Annotated in this window: 12 protein-coding genes; 7 read left to right on the forward strand and 5 right to left on the reverse strand. The window is 42.2% G+C overall.

Features of this window, described 5'->3' with window-relative positions:
* Nucleotides 1-24: 24 nt before the first annotated feature.
* On the reverse strand, nucleotides 25-2031 hold the full coding sequence (locus ACHFIY_RS02320) for an alpha-ketoacid dehydrogenase subunit alpha/beta (protein ID WP_410844435.1): 2007 nt from the start codon (nucleotides 2029-2031) through the stop codon (nucleotides 25-27).
* 178 nt (nucleotides 2032-2209) lie between these two features.
* Nucleotides 2210-2980, reverse strand: coding sequence for a Bax inhibitor-1/YccA family protein (locus ACHFIY_RS02325; protein WP_410844436.1), 771 nt, complete (start codon nucleotides 2978-2980; stop codon nucleotides 2210-2212).
* 1138 nt (nucleotides 2981-4118) lie between these two features.
* On the opposite strand from ACHFIY_RS02325, the gene ACHFIY_RS02330 reads away from it, so the two are divergent.
* On the forward strand, nucleotides 4119-5438 hold the full coding sequence (locus tag ACHFIY_RS02330) for a cryptochrome/photolyase family protein (RefSeq protein WP_410844437.1): 1320 nt from the start codon (nucleotides 4119-4121) through the stop codon (nucleotides 5436-5438).
* A gap of 74 nt (nucleotides 5439-5512) precedes the next feature.
* Here ACHFIY_RS02330 and dnaA read toward each other — a convergent pair whose 3' ends face one another.
* The 3 genes from dnaA to ACHFIY_RS02345 form a co-directional block, all read right to left on the reverse strand.
* Nucleotides 5513-6952, reverse strand: coding sequence for a chromosomal replication initiator protein DnaA (dnaA, locus tag ACHFIY_RS02335; protein ID WP_410844438.1), 1440 nt, complete (start codon nucleotides 6950-6952; stop codon nucleotides 5513-5515).
* Nucleotides 6953-7093: 141 nt separating this feature from the next.
* Nucleotides 7094-8032 carry a bifunctional metallophosphatase/5'-nucleotidase gene (locus ACHFIY_RS02340; RefSeq protein ID WP_410844439.1) on the reverse strand — a complete coding sequence of 313 codons (939 nt, stop codon included), beginning with the start codon at nucleotides 8030-8032 and terminating at the stop codon, nucleotides 7094-7096.
* Nucleotides 8019-8804 carry a 5'-nucleotidase C-terminal domain-containing protein gene (locus tag ACHFIY_RS02345; protein WP_410844440.1) on the reverse strand — a complete coding sequence of 262 codons (786 nt, stop codon included), beginning with the start codon at nucleotides 8802-8804 and terminating at the stop codon, nucleotides 8019-8021. The genes ACHFIY_RS02340 and ACHFIY_RS02345 overlap by 14 nt, the downstream gene beginning before the upstream one ends.
* A 305-nt stretch (nucleotides 8805-9109) precedes the next feature.
* Here ACHFIY_RS02345 and ACHFIY_RS02350 point away from each other — a divergent pair, with 305 nt between their 5' ends.
* The 6 genes from ACHFIY_RS02350 to ACHFIY_RS02375 all read left to right on the forward strand — a co-directional run bounded on the left by ACHFIY_RS02350 (nucleotide 9110) and on the right by ACHFIY_RS02375 (nucleotide 17524).
* Nucleotides 9110-9493, forward strand: a complete 384-nt coding sequence (locus ACHFIY_RS02350) for a DUF3127 domain-containing protein (protein WP_410844441.1) — start codon at nucleotides 9110-9112, stop codon at nucleotides 9491-9493.
* A gap of 115 nt (nucleotides 9494-9608) precedes the next feature.
* A complete protein-coding gene (locus tag ACHFIY_RS02355) occupies nucleotides 9609-11255 on the forward strand; it encodes an NAD(P)/FAD-dependent oxidoreductase (protein WP_410844442.1) in 1647 nt (548 codons plus the stop codon).
* Between the two features lie 375 nt (nucleotides 11256-11630).
* Nucleotides 11631-12956, forward strand: a complete 1326-nt coding sequence (locus ACHFIY_RS02360) for a M48 family metallopeptidase (RefSeq protein ID WP_410844443.1) — start codon at nucleotides 11631-11633, stop codon at nucleotides 12954-12956.
* 7 nt (nucleotides 12957-12963) lie between these two features.
* On the forward strand, nucleotides 12964-14517 hold the full coding sequence (locus tag ACHFIY_RS02365; protein ID WP_410844444.1) for a DUF6770 family protein: 1554 nt from the start codon (nucleotides 12964-12966) through the stop codon (nucleotides 14515-14517).
* A gap of 197 nt (nucleotides 14518-14714) precedes the next feature.
* Complete coding sequence (locus ACHFIY_RS02370; protein ID WP_410844445.1) at nucleotides 14715-17066, forward strand: glycoside hydrolase family 31 protein; 2352 nt, start codon at nucleotides 14715-14717, stop codon at nucleotides 17064-17066.
* A 188-nt stretch (nucleotides 17067-17254) separates the two neighbouring features.
* Nucleotides 17255-17524 (forward strand): hypothetical protein, encoded by a 270-nt coding sequence (locus ACHFIY_RS02375; RefSeq protein ID WP_410844446.1) that lies wholly within the window; start codon nucleotides 17255-17257, stop codon nucleotides 17522-17524.
* Nucleotides 17525-17531 lie beyond the last annotated feature (7 nt).

Raw genomic sequence — 17531 nt, forward strand, 5'->3', positions numbered from 1 at the left:
TGACTTTATGGCTCTCTCTTCCCCCTAAAAGCCCATCAGTTTCACAACGCTTTCATGTAGCCTGCTTTTGGCCAAAAATTGTTTTTCCAACTCGGTGTTAAACGGCACGGGTGTGTCTAAGCTAGCACAGCGAAGCACGGGCGCATCCAGCATTGCAAAGCAATTTTCGCCTATCCATGCGGCAATTTCGCCACCAATACCACCAGTGAGGGTGTCCTCATGCAGTATCAAGACCCGGCCTGTTTGCTGTACAGCGTATGCAATGCTGTTGTAGTCTAAAGGCAGCAGTGTCCTTAAATCCAATATATGCAATGAGGTTTCTGGGTATTGCTTTTGGTGTTCCAATGCCCAATGCACGCCTGCACCGTAGGTAATGATGGTGATGTCGTCCCCTTTGTTTACCAAATTAGCTTTGCCTATTTCTACCTCGTAGTATTCGGTAGGCACGTTGCCGCTAATTTTTCTGTACAGGGCTTTGTGTTCAAAAAACAATACAGGGTTAGGATCGTTGATGGCTGCTATTATCAATCCCTTAGCATCGAAAGAGCTGGAAGGGTACACCACTTTCAGGCCTGGCACATGCGTAAACCATGCTTCGTTGCTTTGGCTGTGGAAGGGGCCTGCGCCAAGCCCCGCACCTGTGGGCATACGGATAACCACATCGGCATTTTGCCCCCAGCGGTAGTGTATCTTGGCCAAGTTGTTTACTATCTGGGTGAAGCCGTTGGTGGCAAAATCGGCAAACTGCATTTCCACCACGCTTTTGTAGCCCTCTAGGCTTAGCCCCAAAGCTGTGCCTACTATGGCACTTTCGCACAAGGGAGTGTTCCTTATCCTTTCTTTGCCAAACTCGGCTACAAAACCATCTGTCATTTTAAATACCCCGCCATATTCGGCAATATCCTGCCCCATCAGCACTAGGTTGGGGTATTTTGTGAGCGATTGGTGCAGCCCTTCTTTTATAGCGTCTAAAAAACGCAGTTGCGCCTGTGGCAGGCTGGCCAACTGGCTTTGGGTAATGGCTATAGGCCAGTTGCCGTCGCTTAGTGGGCGACTGGCGTATATGTCCCCCAGTTCTTCCGATACATTGGCCGTAAACTGGGTTTGCTTTTCAGCAATAGCCCATTCGCTGTCTATATGGGCCTTGCACTCGCTCCTTATTTCGTCTATTTGCCGTTGGGTAAGCGCATCTTCTTTTATCAAAAATTGCTCATAGTTGTTAATTGGGTCCTTTAGTGCCCACTCTTCCAGCAGTTCTTTGGGCACATATTTGTTGGTGCTGGCTTCCTCGTGTCCTCCCATCCTGAATGTTCTTAACTCTACATAATAAGGCATTTGGTCTTTTAGGCAGGCCGCCCTCACGCCCTTGATGGCATCGTACACCTGCAAAATATTGTTGCCGTCTACGCTGGCACCTTTCATTCCATAGCCTTTTGCCCTGTCCACCAGTTCTTCGCACTTATATTGCTCGGTTGTGGGGGTGCTTAGCCCATAGCCATTGTTTTCTATAATAAAAATGACGGGCAAGCCCCAAACGGCCGCCACGTTCAGTGCCTCATGGAAATCGCCTTCGCTGGTGCCGCCATCGCCAGTGAAAGCCATGGATACTTTGTCTTGTTTTTTTAATTTGTAAGCAAGTGCCACGCCATCTGCAAGCGACAATTGCGCACCAAGGTGCGAGATCATACCGCAAATAAAATGTTCCTTGCTGCCAAAATGAAAGCTACGTTCACGGCCTTTTGTATAGCCATTTTTGCCGCCCTGCCATTGTATAAATAGTTTGTGGAGCGGCATGTGGCGGGTTGTAAAAACGCCTAGATTGCGGTGCAGCGGCATTATCCAATCATCTTTTTCCAATGCTAGCGTAGCCCCAACGCTAATAGCTTCCTGGCCTACGCCGCTAAACCACTTGCTTACTTTGCCTTGACGGAAAAGCACCAGCATCTTGTCTTCAATCATCCGGGGCAGCAGCAGGTGCTTGTAAATGTCTATTAACTCCTGATTGTAGAACCCTAAACGATTGAAGTACATGGCAGTGTTTTTTAATTGCCACCAAATTAATTGTAATTTTTGAACAAAAGGATATCTATAGATAAAAAAAGCCGAATTATATATATAATTCGGCTTTTTAAACTTTTTTTAGACCACTGATTAAATGATTTGCTTGATTTTAATGATTAAAACAAACTTCTTTTAGTTAATCAGTTTGTTAATCCCTTCTACCAGCTATACGGCTTAATAATTTAAGTATTTCCAAGTACAGCCACACAATGGTTACCAGCAAGCCGAATGCGCCATACCACTCCATGTACTTAGGCGCATTTTGGTTAGCCCCTTGTTCTATCATGTCAAAGTCGATGATGAGGTTTAATGCTGCAATAGCTACTACAAATAAACTGATACCAATGCCCAGCCAGCTACTGTTGTACATAAAGGGCATATCCACGCCAAACATCCGCACCAACATGCTTATTCCATAAAAAATAGCAATGCCCATGGTTGCAGAAATAACCATGCTTTTAAACTTCTCGGTTGCGTTGATAATCCTGAAATTATACAGCAAGAACATTGAAAAAGCTACGCCAAATGTTAGCCCTACTGCCTGCATCACTAAGCCTGGGTAAGTGGTTTTAAACGCCTGGTTCATAATGGCAGAAATGCCACCCAGTGCAAAACCTTCCAGTATGCCATAAGCCGGGGCAACGTATTGTGCCCAATGCGGCTTGAAAACAGTGGCTATGGCGCAAATAAGCCCACCAAAAATGCCAACTCCCATAAGTGTAGCCATCATTTGCTGGTTGTGGTTTTCAAACAGATGCCAAGTGTAGGTAGCACCGCCCAGCACCATCAGCATTAAAAACCCAAATTTGTTCATCGTGCCGCGAACAGTCATCGTGCCTTGCAGCAATGCTTCGTTGTTTGCGCTTGCATCGAATATTTTCTGTGTTAGCGTTGGGTTGCTTGATTTGAATAGTTCCATAATTAATAATTTTATTCCATGTCAAAATTACAAAGGGGGATTTGAAATAAGCGTTAAATTTTACGCTGTTTTATTGCCACGAAGGCACGAAGACTCAAAGAGGCACAAAGTTTTAAGAGAAGAAAAAGAAATGAAAAAGAAATGGGTGTATAAAAGTTTTTCACTTTTTTTATTAAACAATGAACCTAGCCCAACCTTACCACACCCGAAAGACCAGGACAAGTTACCCAAAGGAAAAGGTAACAAGAACAGGGCAAGGAGGCAATATTTGCATATTTTTAATAATATCGATATTTCCTAGTGTTTTATTAAAATAGTTTCAGTTTTGCCATTTTTGCAGGATTTTTACGCTGTTTCTTTTTTTCAAAAATCGTTGCCGAACTTGTAAGCCATTGATTATCAACAATATCGTCAAATTTTTGTGCTTATTTTGTGCTTATTTTTTGAGTAATTTGTGCATATTTTGTGCTTGATTTATGCTCATTTTATGCTTGATTTATGCTCATTTTACAGCCATAAATACAAGACTAAATTTTGGAACTACAACTATCTTAATATTAATAAAAAAAGAACTACAATTACTATTCGAAGACACTAGTTTGGTAAGCAGTTTGAGTCAAGTGTATTTCTAGCATAAAGATAAGTATTTTATAGATTGGGGGTATCAAGACCAGGCAAACGCATCAAAAATTTATTCCATGACTAATTACCTTTTTTATCCTAAAATGCTTCTTTTTACTCCTTTTGCCTCATAGCCGGCGGGCTTCGTCTTGGCAACGCCACTCTATTTTATCCTTTGAAAAAAATATGCTACGCATTTTTTTCAATTTTGGCTAGGCCAAAACCGGATAAAATAAGGTGGCTTATGGCAAGACTGGTGTCAAACTCGAAGATTCGAGCAAAAAGAATTTTGATGCTTTTACCCTAGTTTCAAAACAAAGCGAAAAAGTTTTATGTACCCAAAGAAACTGCTTTACTTTATCTAAATATGCTTTAAACTACTTTTCCATGGTGCTTCTCCGTGTTTTTGTGCCTGCGTGACTGAAAAGCATAGCTAATGTAATGAGTAGTACTAATAGTTCTTGTGCAAACAATCCCCCTCAAAATCTGTTAATCATTACCCAGCAACAAAAGCAATATGAAACCCACGGTAAATATTATATGGTTCAGGAGGGATTTAAGACTGCAAGACAATGCAGCCCTGTACCATGCCCTAAAAAGCAGCCTGCCTGTAGTACCTATTTTTATATTCGACACAAATATCCTAGATAGACTGGAAGACAAAGCGGACAGGCGTGTAGAATTTATACATATTGCACTGGCAGACATGCAGCAACAATTGGTAAACCTGGGCAGTAGCTTTGAAGTATATTATGCTACGCCATTGGAGGCATTCCAAGTGCTTCTGGCAAAATACAGTATTGAAAAGGTATTTACCAACCACGATTACGAACAATACGCCATTGACAGGGATGCGCAAATAAGCCATTTGCTGCAAGAACATGGGGCAAGCCTGCATACTTATAAGGACACCGTTATTTTCGACAAAGAGGAGGTAGTAAAAGATGATGGCAAGCCCTATACCGTTTTCACTCCTTATAGCCGTAAGTGGAAAACAGCTTTGCAGCCATTCCACCTAAAAGCATACCCTACCGAAAACTATTTTGGCAACTTTTACAAGCAAGCAGCCCAGCCTTTGCCATCTTTGGAAAGCATGGGCTTTCTTGCCGTGGGCAAGCCGTTCCCTGGCAAGGAATTAAATACCCAAATGACTACGAAGTATCAGGAGCAGCGGAATTTTCCTGCTGTCAATGGCACATCGCATTTGGGCATACACTTGCGGTTTGGCACCATCAGCATCAGGGCTTTGGCCAACCAAGGGAAAGGCCTTAGTGAAACTTTTTTAAACGAGCTTATCTGGCGTGATTTTTACCATGCTATCCTGTGGCATTTCCCACATGTGCGGGCGGGTCATGCATTCAAAAAAGAATACGAAGCGATTGAATGGGTAAACAACGAAGCACATTTTTACAAATGGTGCGAGGGCAAAACAGGCTACCCCATCGTAGATGCAGGCATGAGGGAACTAAATGCAACGGGCTATATGCACAACCGTGTGCGCATGGTGGTGGCATCATTCCTTACCAAGCACTTGCTTACAGACTGGCGGTGGGGTGAGCAATATTTTGCACAAAAGCTGCTGGACTTTGATTTTGCCGCCAACAATGGTGGGTGGCAATGGGCAGCAGGCTGCGGCTGCGATGCGGCTCCTTATTTCCGGGTGTTTAACCCTACGTTGCAAACTGAAAAGTTTGACAAAAGTCTGCAATACATCCGCAAATGGGTGCCAGAACTAGATAGCTTCGATTATCCTCAGCCTATTGTGCCACACGAGTTTGCCCGTAAAAGGGCATTGGAGGTATATGGCAAAGCGTTGAAGGGAGGGACAGCAGGGTAGGCACAAAAAAGGCTGCCCTTTTGAGGCAGCCTTTTATAATAAATAGTTTTTTAGCAGTATTGTTTTATTATCATTTACATAGAAGCCAGTTGTACCTTCTGCGTTATTTCCATCACGTTTTCACGGAAAACAGAGTCGGTATCCATCAAGTCTTTTACTGTTTGGCAGGAGTGTATCACCGTGGTGTGGTCCCTGCCGCCAAAATGCTCGCCAATGGTTTTTAAAGAGTTTTTGGTAAACGCTTTTGCCAAGTACATGGTTATTTGCCTTGCCTGTACTATTTCGCGCTTGCGGGTTTTTTGTAATAGTTTATCGTAGTTCACGCCAAAGTATTCGCACACCATTTTTTGTATGGCATCGATGGTTATTTCCTTACTGCTTGTTTTCACAAAGTTGCGCAATACTTTCTTGGCCAATTCCAAGTCTATCTCTTTCCTATTCAGCGACGATTGCGCCAGCAAAGAAATCAATGCACCTTCCAGTTCCCTTATGTTTGTATTGATGTTGTAAGCTACATATTTCACCACTTCCTTGCTCATGTCCAACCCATCGTTCTTCATTTTGCGTTCCAGGATCTGTATCCTTGTCTCGTAATCTGGCAGTTGTATATCGGCACTCAAGCCCCACCTGAAACGGCTAAGCAAGCGTTCTTGCAAGCCATCCAAATCCTTGGGGGATTTGTCGCTGGTAAGTACCAGTTGCTTTCCTGTTTGGTGTAAATGATTGAAAATGGCAAAGAAGGCATCTTGGCTTTTTTCGGCACGGGCAAAAAACTGCACATCATCAATAATCAATACATCTATCAATTGATAAAAATGGATGAAATCGTTTATTGCATTATTGCGGCTATGGTCTTGGAATTGGTTGATGAACTTTTCACTGCTCACATACAATACCACTTTGCCAGGGTGCAGCCTTTTTACATCGTTGCCAATAGCTTGTGCCAAATGCGTTTTACCAAGGCCTACGCTGCCATACACCACCAATGGGTTAAAGGAATTTCCCCCTGGCTTTTCTGCCACGGTTTTACCTGCCCTTCGTGCCACACGGTTACTATCGCCTTCCACATAACTGTCGAAAGTGTAGTTCTGGTTTAGCTGCGGGTCTATCTGCATTTTTTTCAACCCGGGAATTACAAATGGGTTTTTTACTGGGTTGTCTATCACCAACGGAAAGTTCATTTCGTTGTGACTAAACGTTTTGTTGCCGCTAGTTGGCACATCCATGCTGCCACTGCGGCCATTACCGCTGTCCACCATTATCCTGTACTCTAGCCTTGCCTCTTTGCCTAGTTCCCTTTTCAGGGTTTTGGCAAGCAGGTTTACATAATGCTCCTCCAAATACTCATAAAAGAATTGGCTAGGCACTTGAATCATCAGCACATTGCCCTTTAACTCCACGGGCGTAATAGGCTCGAACCAAGTCTTAAAATGTTGCCATTCTACTATGTCCTTTATAATTTTTAAGCAGTTGCCCCACACATCGTCTGCCAACTTAGAAACAGTAGTAGCCATAGATAATTAATTAATTTTTTTATTAACAAATGTTTTTTCCTTCCGTTTGGCTTTCCATAGTCATCATTCCGTTCCGAGCAAAAAAAGTTATACAGGAGTGCGAATATGTGATGTTTATGGTGAAAAAAAAATTTTTTATTCTCATGTTTTCCCCTCTATCAATACAGTATTGGCTTTCAGGAAATTTTTTTTATTTTTTTTCGTGAAACTATAGTCCAATCTGCCCAGTTGCAACCCCGCCCACCCTACTTGGTTTACCAAAGTATCGCCGCCAATTTTGTTGGTGTACTTTAGCGGCATAGGAAAAAAGCGGTGGGTATGCCCCCCAATAATCAAGTCGATGCCCTCTGTTTCTTTTGCCAGTACCTCATCGCTTACTTTATTGTCGTCGTACTTGTCGCCCAAATGTGAAAGACAGATAATCAAGTCGCACCCATGCCTTTTCAAAAAATCGATGGTAGTGTTGGCGCAAGCAATGGGGTCTTTATAAACCGTATTGCCATACAATTGTTCGGGAACCAAGCCCTTTAATTCTATCCCTACCCCAAAAACACCTATTTTAATGCCACCTTTTTCAAAAATCTTAAATGGTGTCGATTTATTTTCCATTGGCGTATTGGCAAAATCGTAGTTACAAACCAATACGGGGAATGTTGCATGTTTTAGTTGCAATGCAAAATTTTCTAGGCCTGCATCAAAATCGTGGTTGCCAATGGTGCAGGCATCGTACCCCATCATGCTCATGGCCTTTATTTCAGGTTCGCCTTTATATATATTAAAGTAAGGCGTGCCTTGAAAAATATCCCCTGCATCTAGCAGCAGCACATGCTCCGCCTCTGCCCTTATTTGTTCAATAATGGCTGCCCTTGCTGCCACCCCGCCCATCCCTGCGTTTTTACCACCATCCATTGGGAAGGGCTCTAGCCTGCTGTGCACATCGTTTGTATGCAGTATGGTAAGCGTGGTTTTTTCAGCCGCCTCGGCCGCAAATACATCACTGCCTACTAGCGAGGATGCCATCAACGCCCCTCCAGCCATTCCCGATTGCCATAAAAACCCCCTCCTATCAATTGTCGGCATAGGTTATCCTTTTTTCAATTTTTGCGTCAATAGGCCTTCCCAAGTCGGTCAACAACTTTACATACGAGATTAACGCATCCCTTACTAGGTAACCGTTGCTTATCTTGGGGAAAATTTTCAACATATTCGTGTCATCCCCTCCATTCACTATATAATCTGCATTTGCTATTGTATAGCTGCTATCTAAACTCAAAGGCTTGCCCCCTACCAAAATATCTACGGCTTTCTTTTCCCGTATGTTCATAGTTATGCCGCTTATAGGCCAACCATTTTTATCGGCAACATGATCCAAGAACGATAATAAGGAATCACCTTTTATTTTTTGCAGCACCAGTATATTGTCAAATGGCATTAGTTCAAACATTTGCCCAATAGTAATATCGCCTTTTGGTATATAGCCACGCACACCTCCGTAGTTTATAAATGCCGCATCGATAGGCTGCTTAAAAACCTGCTCGCCTATTGTTTTAACGGCGTCTGCCATAAAATTGCCGAGAACGCTTTCCGGTTGCTTCTTATACAAACCGTGTACCGAAAAACCAACAATCGTATTCATAGCCTTGCCAACACTGTCCTTGTATTTTGCCAGCATCGCTACCATGCTACTGTCTTTTTTTGTGCCGCCATGTATGTGGTAACCGCTATAAGCAACCGACATAGCTTGCGATTTTGCCACTGGCGGGGCAAAACAAACTAACAGCAAAAGGGTAAGAGCAGTGGTACGCATGAAGCAGTTTAGAGTTAAGGATGGAAGGTACATATTTTGCAACATTGTAAAAATATTTTTTTAAAAAAACAGAAAAATAAAAATTTCATATATAAGTACATTGCCACACAGTAAGAAAGTTACCATAAAGGTTTGGCTTGCCCCTTGCCCTCAACAACCATACAGACCTAAATAAAGCACTAAACCATATTGTAACCCCATCTGCCATGCAAAAAACTATGTGCAATAGCAGGGCGTTGCAAACGCTGCCCTATAGGAATTGATGCTACCACATTAGCGGAGAATAATAACTTTTGTTTAAAACAGAAAAATACAAGCACTATTTTTACCGCCAGCAATAAAAATAAAACATGAGCTACGAAATAACAGGCAAGTTGACTGCCAAGTACCCTGCCGTGCAACGGACAGAAACCTTTAAAACAAGGGAATTTGTAATAGAAAAAAGCGAAGACATTGGTGGAAGGATTATTACCAACTATGCAAAGTTCCAGTGCGTGCAAGACAAAACAGCTTTGCTAGACAGGTTTGCCCTTGGCGATGAACTGAAAGTAACCTTCAACATTAAAGGCACGAAGTGGGTGAAAGATGGCAAGGAAAATTATATTACCAACTTGGATGCGTGGCGCATAGAAACCGTAAAACTAGGCCAACAAGACAATAATATGCCGCCCGACAACAACAATTATAACACCATGCCGCCACCAGCAGAAGCCGTGGACGATTTACCGTTTTAAATAGTTATCAGGCGTAAGGTATAAGGCGTAAGTAGGAAGGCATAATGGATAAATTAGAAGCAATTAAGTCCTTTTTTACTCATGCCTTATACCATATGCCTTACGCCTTTTTCTTATGCTACAACAACTCACTTTAAAGCTAAAGCCCGCCGAGGCTTCGAGCAATACTATTATAAAGCAATGTATTGCTGAGGCTATGGGCAAAAGCGAGGCATCTGTTACGGGCTTCCACAAGCTGAAACAATCCATCGATGCCCGTAGCCGCCAGCAAATATGGGTGAACCTGACGCTGCGGGTTTTTATTGACGAGCCATTTACAGAACGAAACGTTAACCATATTCATTTCAAAGATGTAAACCATGCCACCAAAACCGTCATTATCGTAGGGGCGGGACCTGCCGGGCTTTTTGCTGCTTTGCAATTGATAGAACTAGGCATTAAACCCATTATAGTAGAACGTGGCAAAGAAGTGAGGGCAAGGCGTAGGGATTTGGCATTACTGAACAAAAGCGGCATCATTAACCCCGAAAGCAATTACTGCTTTGGCGAGGGTGGGGCAGGCACGTACAGCGATGGCAAGCTATATACCCGCAGTAATAAACGGGGCGACATTAATCGTATCCTGAACTTGTTTGTACAGTTTGGTGCAGAAGAGCAAATCTTATATGAGGCGCACCCACATATTGGCACTAACAAATTGCCGCATATCATCACCGCCATGCGGGAAGCCATTATTGGCCACGGCGGGCAGTTTTTGTTTGAACAAAAAGTAACGGGGTTTATTATCTTGAACAATACCATCAAAGGGGTAAAAACCCATGATGGCACGGAACTAAGGGCAGATGCCACGATACTGGCCACAGGCCACTCGGCAAGGGATATTTTTGAAATGCTCCATGCACATGATATATTATTAGAAGCAAAATCTTTTGCACTGGGCGTGCGGATAGAACACCCACAAGCCCTGATTGACTCCATACAATACAACTGCCCCATAACCACAGGCTTGTCAAGAGACGAGCATTTGCCACCTGCTGCTTATAGCTTGGTAGAACAAGTGAAAGGCAGGGGTGTATTCAGCTTTTGCATGTGCCCTGGAGGCATTATTGCCCCGGCGGCCACTAGCCCCAACGAACTGGTGGTAAATGGCTGGAGCCCCAGCAAGCGCAACAACCCATACGCAAATAGCGGCATGGTGGTAAGCGTAGGGGTGGAGGATGCTATAAAGTATTTTGGTTCACCGTTGACAGTTGATGGTTCACGGTCAACGGTAATTGGTAATCGGTCAACGGTCAACGAAAACTACCCCTTGCTAATGCTCCGTTTCCAACAAGCCATTGAGCAGCAGTGCTTCCAAGCGGGCGGGGGCAACTTTAAAGCCCCGGCACAGCGGATGGTAGATTTTTGCAATAGCAAAGTATCCACGAACTTGCCCGAATGCAGCTACCACCCAGGCTTGAAATCTATTGACATGGGCGCTATATTGCCCTCATTTATACACCAAACCCTGCAGGAAGGCTTTAAGGCGTTTGGCAAAAAAATGAAGGGCTATTATACCAACGATGCCGTGGTGGTGGCTACAGAAAGCCGCACATCCTCACCTGTACGCATACCAAGGGACAACGACACCTTGCAGCACCCACAAATAAAAAACCTATACCCTTGTGGCGAAGGAGCAGGCTATGCCGGCGGCATTGTAAGTGCCGCCATGGATGGCGAAAGGGTGGCGGTGATGGTGGCTAAACGTTTTTCTCAGTTTTAAGCTCCTCGCTAAATCTATTGTACACACATATTTAAATAGTATAAGTTTAAGTAAAACAAATGGCCTAACGGCTTGTAGACGTATTAAACATGAAGAAGGAGACTATATCCTTTTGGGGACAGCATAATATGTAGAAGGAGATGTTGTTTCCGCCAGTTGCACCCGTGGCTACTATTATGTAAAGACTTTAGGATTAAAAAAACATCAATCCTTCAAAAAATATCCAAGTTTAGCAAGTAATTCAGGAATCATATATATTCGCACAAACACCAAATTTCATTAACTGCTTTTTACAATATGGCTAACTTTTTAAATGACATGAGTTGTACATGTTATAAAACATGTACAACTACTATTATAATGATCCTATGCTCAATGGCATTTCAGCAACCGAATGCTCAATTTAATTTATTTGAAAAGGGTGATACTATAAACCTTGGCAATAAACTGCCTACAATTAAGCATCGTTACGAGCAAGAAAACGATGCGCTTACGGGCCCTAATCGGAAATACATTGCAGATATTTATACCCAAGGTTTCAAGAACATAAAAGAACTTTTTGACAAAGGCGAATTGATTAACAACACAAAAGCATGCAATTACCTGCGTTCTTTAACTGATAAAATTGTAAAGGCAAACCCTGCCTTGCAAAATATGGCTGTTGACTGTTTTTTTTCAAAATCATCAGCACCCAATGCTTACAGTGCAGGGAACGGTGTTTTTGTTTTTAACGCTGGCTTGTTTTATAAATTAGATAATGAAAGCCAGGTTGCTTTTGTTATCTGCCACGAGCTATCGCATATTTATTTTAACCATGGCGAAAAAAGGATAAACCACTACATAACTACATTATACTCCGATGAAGTACAGAAGCAACTGCGGAATATACAAAAACAGGAATTTAAACAAAGGCAGGCCTTGGAAAATTTATCCAAAGGCTTTACATTCGACAATAAGCGACACTCCCGCGACCATGAGCAGGAAGCAGATTCCATGGCAGTGGTTTTTATGGCCAATACTAACTTTGATGTTAACGGGGCTATCACAGCATTGGCTATTTTAGACACGATTGATGGTGAAAATAGCAACACTGCCCAGTTTCTTGCGGAAACATTTAATAGTCCTGCTTATCCTTTCCAGAAAAAATGGTTAAGCAAAGAAGATGGCTTGTTAGGTGGCCATGCTGCGCTAGAAGTAGACAAAGCAATGGAAGACTCATTAAAAACACACCCCGATTGCAAAGTCCGTATTAAAGCATTGGCGGGTGCTGTGGCTAAAAATAACAATAGCACTCGTGCCCAGAACCCTGTAAACGACTCCCTTTTCCACCAATTGCAAAGATGGATGCCTTACGAAACAATTGAATACTTTTACAGTGCCAAGCATTATTCCCCAGCTTTATATTTTACACTACAAACCCTAAAAGCACAGCATCCAAACAATATATTGGTAACTTATACAGGCAATATACTAAATGCCATATACGCATCACAGAAAAAACACCAGATAGGCAAGTGTATAGAAATGCCATCGCCAGGGTACAGTGCAGACTATAATTCATTATTACAGTTTATTACCAACTTATATACCGACGAAATAGCTGGCATTAGCTATCATTTTTTAAAGCAATACCAACAACAATTTTCTACCGACAAAGATTTTCAATACACATTGACAACGAGTAAACAAAATTTTAATTAAAAACAACATGAAATTGAAACATTTATGCATGGCCGCGCTGCTACTTATGGGTACAAGTTCTTATGCGCAAAACTTATCTTTCGACAAAGTAAACAAAGCTTTTTTGCGCAACCAGGGTACAATTATTGAAAAAAACCAGATAAAAGGTTACTTTTTGTTTTATCAAAGCGATAAAATAGATCGTAAAACAAATGAGTATACCCTTCAAATTTTGGATCAAAACCTGAACAAGGTGAAAGAAATTCAAATGGAGGACTCCAAAGACATTCAACTTTTGGAAGCTGCTTTTAATGGCGATGCGCTTAGTTTTTTATTCAACAACCCTAAGACGAAAGAGATGGAAACCAGGATTTATGGGTTGGATGGAAAACTAAGGTTTGCCTATACAAAAATGCTGGATAAAAAATCGGAAGAGTTTTTGAAATCTTATCAAACCAATTCAGAAGACAATATAAACGAACAAGTTTTTAGCGTGGATAACAAAGGTTTTATTACGATATTGCCAGTTAAAGATGGAAAAGTAACTACATACGAAGTAGAGTATAATAGCTCTGCCGCCAAGAAGCAATGGGTATATACCCCAGAAACAGGTGAAGAAAAATATGAACATGCCACTTTTTTATCTAGCACAGACAGCGTTGTGATACTGGAAGTTACCAAAAGGCAGAAATTAACATCCTCCAATGCAACCATTTTTGTAGTAGGGGTAAATTTTGAAACCAAAAAGAAAGTATTTGAGATAGAAGAAGGCCGGGACAACTATACGTTCCTACCAGAATATTGCACAAAAGTGCAAAAGACTGGAGAAATAATGCTTATTGGGCCTTATTACGACAAAACAGCAAATATTACAAAAGACTTTAGTTTGGGGGTGGGAATTTACACGCTTTCAAATGATGGCAAAATAACCAGCAAAACCTATAATACATGGGCAAAAGATATTAGCAAATACCTTCCCTTAAATGATAAAGGCAAGATTGACGATATTGGTTATTTATTCTTCCACAATATAATACAAGCTAGCAACGGTAATTTTTATGTAGTGGGCGAGGGGTATAAAAGAGTAGCAGACGCATTCGGGATAGGTTTAAATGTACTAATGGCTGCCAGTGGCAGGGTAAGGGCAGGCGGCAATACAAAAATTAAAATAACCGACATGGTTGTTTTAGAGTTTGGCCCAGACTTTAAAATAAATGGGGCAACCATCAAAGAAAAACACCATAGCAACTTCCACACAGACTATGCCGACTTTGGCAGTCAGCACGCCTTAGCTCAAGTAATCAATGCATATGGGGCTTTTGATTACGATTTTACCCTATCTGATAAAGATGTGAATACATTTTCAATATGTTATGATGATTATGAACATAGCGATGACTACAAGGGAGAAACTTTTAATATCATGCGATACAATGGATCTAAATTTGTTGACGACAAAATTACGCTTAGTTCAAAAGCAACAAAAATGAAGGTATTCCCTGCAAAACCGGGCTATGTGATGATCTGGGAATATTACAAAAAAGAGAAAAAAATAGATTTAAGGTTAGAAAAGATAGGCTAACCTTCCTTATACTAGAATACTTAAAAGCATCCTACTATTATTAATGTAGGATGCTTTTTTATTGCGTTTCTTTTAAAGAAACGAATCCCCTTCCTAATTCCTTCAAATAACTTTAATGTGTATTTTGTACACACTATTATCCAAAAACAATAGATTTGTATCTTCAAATGAACAATCTATTGTTTAAATGCCATTTTATGAAACGATTCCTTTTTTTTGCCATTGCCATATTCATCATACAAAAAGCACCCTGCCAAATGAACCGACTAAGCGAGCAAGCCGGAAACGTAGTAAAAGAAACCACCATTGACGGAGGCGTAGAGTTTAAGCTATCCAATGCCTACGCCCGCATATTGGCATACAATGCCACCACCATCCGCATCAGGGTAAGCAAAACAGCTTTTACAGACGACCGCTCTTTTGCTATCGACAATTTAAAACCTACGGGTGTTTTGCAAGCCATAAAAGGTGCGGGCAACGATAATATCTATAAAACAGATTCGCTGATGGTAAGGGTACACACGCACCCCTTCCGCATAAGCATATACAACAACAATAACCAACTGCTTTGTGCAGATGAGTCAACACTGGGCATTAGCTGGTTTGGCAACCAAGTAAGTTGCTACAAGCAGTTGAACAGCGATGAAAAATTTATTGGCCTGGGCGAAAAAACAGGCGGCATCAACCGCAGGGGCAATTTTTACCAGAACTGGAACACCGATGCCCCGGCCTATGCCAACAATGCCGACCCCTTGTATGCCACTATCCCTTTCTTTATCGGCACGCATGACCGTGTGGTATATGGGGTGTTTTTCGACAATAGCCATAAGTCGTACTTCAATTTTGGCGGCGGTGCCGATGAAGAGCTGTTCCATTTTGGGGCAGACGATGGCGAAATGAACTATTATGTATTTGGTGGCAGCTCGGTTGCCTCCATCATTAAAGACTACACCACGCTTACTGGCCGCACCCCTATGCCGCCATTGTGGAGCCTTGGCTTCCAACAAAGCCGTTGGGGGTACGATAACCAAGAGCAACTGCTTACCATTGCCAAGACATTCAGGGAAAAGAAGCTACCAGCCGATGTGATAGTAAGCGACATCAACTACATGGACGATTACAAGGTATTTACCTGGAGCAACAAATACCCCGATGTAAAAGGGATGTTGGGGCAAATGAAGCAAATGGGTTTTGACATGGTAACCATCATAGACCCAGGCATAAAGGTAGAAAAAGGCTATACTGTGTATGAGGATGGGCTGACTGGCAACCATTTTGCCAAGTATCCGGGTGGCAAGCCTTATATAGGCCATGTATGGCCCGGGCGTTGCCATTTCCCCGATTTTACCAAAATCTCAACACGGGAATGGTGGGGCAACAATTTTAAAGAAGCCTATATAAACCGTGGGGTTCGGGGCTTTTGGAACGATATGAACGAGCCAGCCGCATGGGGCAGGGAGTTCCCTAATTTGATAGAGTTTGGCGAAGGCAAAGACAGGCAAACACTCTACGGCGTAAAAAATGCCTATGGGCTGCTGATGGCAAAAGCCACTTACGAAGGCACCAGAAAAGGCCTAGGTGGTCAACGGCCATTTGTACTAACAAGGGCTTCCTATTCCGGCGTGCAGAAGTATTCCGCCCAATGGACGGGCGACAATGTAAGCACAGACGAACACATGCTGCTAGGTTTCCGCTTGCTAAACAGCATGGGCGTAAGCGGCATACCCTTTACAGGCATGGATATTGGCGGCTTTATGGGCAACCCAACGCCTGAATTGTTTTTACGCTGGCTCAGCCTTTCTCTATACAGCCCGCTTTTCCGCAACCATACCGCCTATGGCTACAACTACCGAGAGCCATGGCTATTTGGTGAGTACAACACAGAAAAAATAAGGGCGATACTGGAAAAACGCTACCAATTGTTGCCGCATTTGTATAGTGCATTTTACCAATCTAGCCAAAGCGGTATGCCCATCAACCGCATGTTGCCGATAGACTATACTTACGACGACTATGTTTATAACGCCAAGTACGAGAACCAGTTTATGTTTGGCGATGGCTTGCTGGTATGCCCGGTAACCAGCACCCAAACGGTTGCAGATGTGTATTTACCCAGCAAAGAAAACTGGTACAGGCTTAGCAGCGACAAGCTATATGCAGGTGGCAGTAGCTATTTTGTAGAATGCCCGCTGGAAGATGCGCCAGTGTTTGTGAAAGGCAGCAGCATTATACCCATGCAAAGCACGGTGCAGAACACAAAGGAAAAAGGGGACGGTATTTTGTACCTGCATATTTACAAAGGCAGCCAGCCCAATACTTATACTTATTATGAAGACGATGGCGAAACCTATCAATACGAGACTGACAGCTATTACCGCCGTGCAATTGCCTACAACCCTACTGCGAATACCATAACCCTAAAAGCAAAAGAAGGCAACTATGCAAGCAAGTTTGCCAAGGTAAAACTGGTGCTGCATGGCTTTGAAAGTAACACTGCCAAAGAGTATGGCTTGAATGATGGAGAGATGGTGATGGATTTGGGGAAGTAATTTTTTTGTCATAAAGACTCAAAGGCACAAAGTAGCACGAAGGAAAAAAGAAGAGTCGTTAGTTATTAATGCGTTTTAACTTGTCTTTCATAGCTTTTTTACGCCTTTGTGCCAAAAAAGGCATAGCCAATATGATTAGTAATAATCTTTTTTTAAAACATTTCTTTAAATTTACACAAACATATAGTATGGAAACGGCGGTAATACATTATGAAAATGCAGGTGCTATTAAACTATTGAAAGAGATGGGCAAGTTTATGGGGTTTACAGTTGAAACAAAACATAAGAAGGAAGAAGCCAGTTCAGAAGTTAGCAGGCCAGCAACAATAACCCTTATAAACGGTATACCTTATCAAGCTGCAAATTTAAAAGCAGATGTAACTAAACTTTTTAATGTATTTGGCGAACATAATTATACCAAGCAATCATTAAGGGATAAAGCATGGAAGAAAAGATAATTGCAGA

This window comes from Parasediminibacterium schistidii, from assembly GCF_046546515.1.
Taxonomy (GTDB): Bacteria; Bacteroidota; Bacteroidia; order Chitinophagales; family Chitinophagaceae; genus Parasediminibacterium.

Coding starts and splice junctions, on each gene's coding strand:
- ACHFIY_RS02320 (WP_410844435.1), bottom strand. CDS start 2,031: ATGTACTTCAATCGTTTAGGGTTCTACAATCAGGAGTTAATAGACATT.
- ACHFIY_RS02325 (WP_410844436.1), bottom strand. CDS start 2,980: ATGGAACTATTCAAATCAAGCAACCCAACGCTAACACAGAAAATATTC.
- ACHFIY_RS02330 (WP_410844437.1), top strand. CDS start 4,119: ATGAAACCCACGGTAAATATTATATGGTTCAGGAGGGATTTAAGACTG.
- dnaA (WP_410844438.1), bottom strand. CDS start 6,952: ATGGCTACTACTGTTTCTAAGTTGGCAGACGATGTGTGGGGCAACTGC.
- ACHFIY_RS02340 (WP_410844439.1), bottom strand. CDS start 8,032: ATGCCGACAATTGATAGGAGGGGGTTTTTATGGCAATCGGGAATGGCT.
- ACHFIY_RS02345 (WP_410844440.1), bottom strand. CDS start 8,804: ATGTTGCAAAATATGTACCTTCCATCCTTAACTCTAAACTGCTTCATG.
- ACHFIY_RS02350 (WP_410844441.1), top strand. CDS start 9,110: ATGAGCTACGAAATAACAGGCAAGTTGACTGCCAAGTACCCTGCCGTG.
- ACHFIY_RS02355 (WP_410844442.1), top strand. CDS start 9,609: ATGCTACAACAACTCACTTTAAAGCTAAAGCCCGCCGAGGCTTCGAGC.
- ACHFIY_RS02360 (WP_410844443.1), top strand. CDS start 11,631: ATGGCATTTCAGCAACCGAATGCTCAATTTAATTTATTTGAAAAGGGT.
- ACHFIY_RS02365 (WP_410844444.1), top strand. CDS start 12,964: ATGAAATTGAAACATTTATGCATGGCCGCGCTGCTACTTATGGGTACA.
- ACHFIY_RS02370 (WP_410844445.1), top strand. CDS start 14,715: ATGAAACGATTCCTTTTTTTTGCCATTGCCATATTCATCATACAAAAA.
- ACHFIY_RS02375 (WP_410844446.1), top strand. CDS start 17,255: ATGGAAACGGCGGTAATACATTATGAAAATGCAGGTGCTATTAAACTA.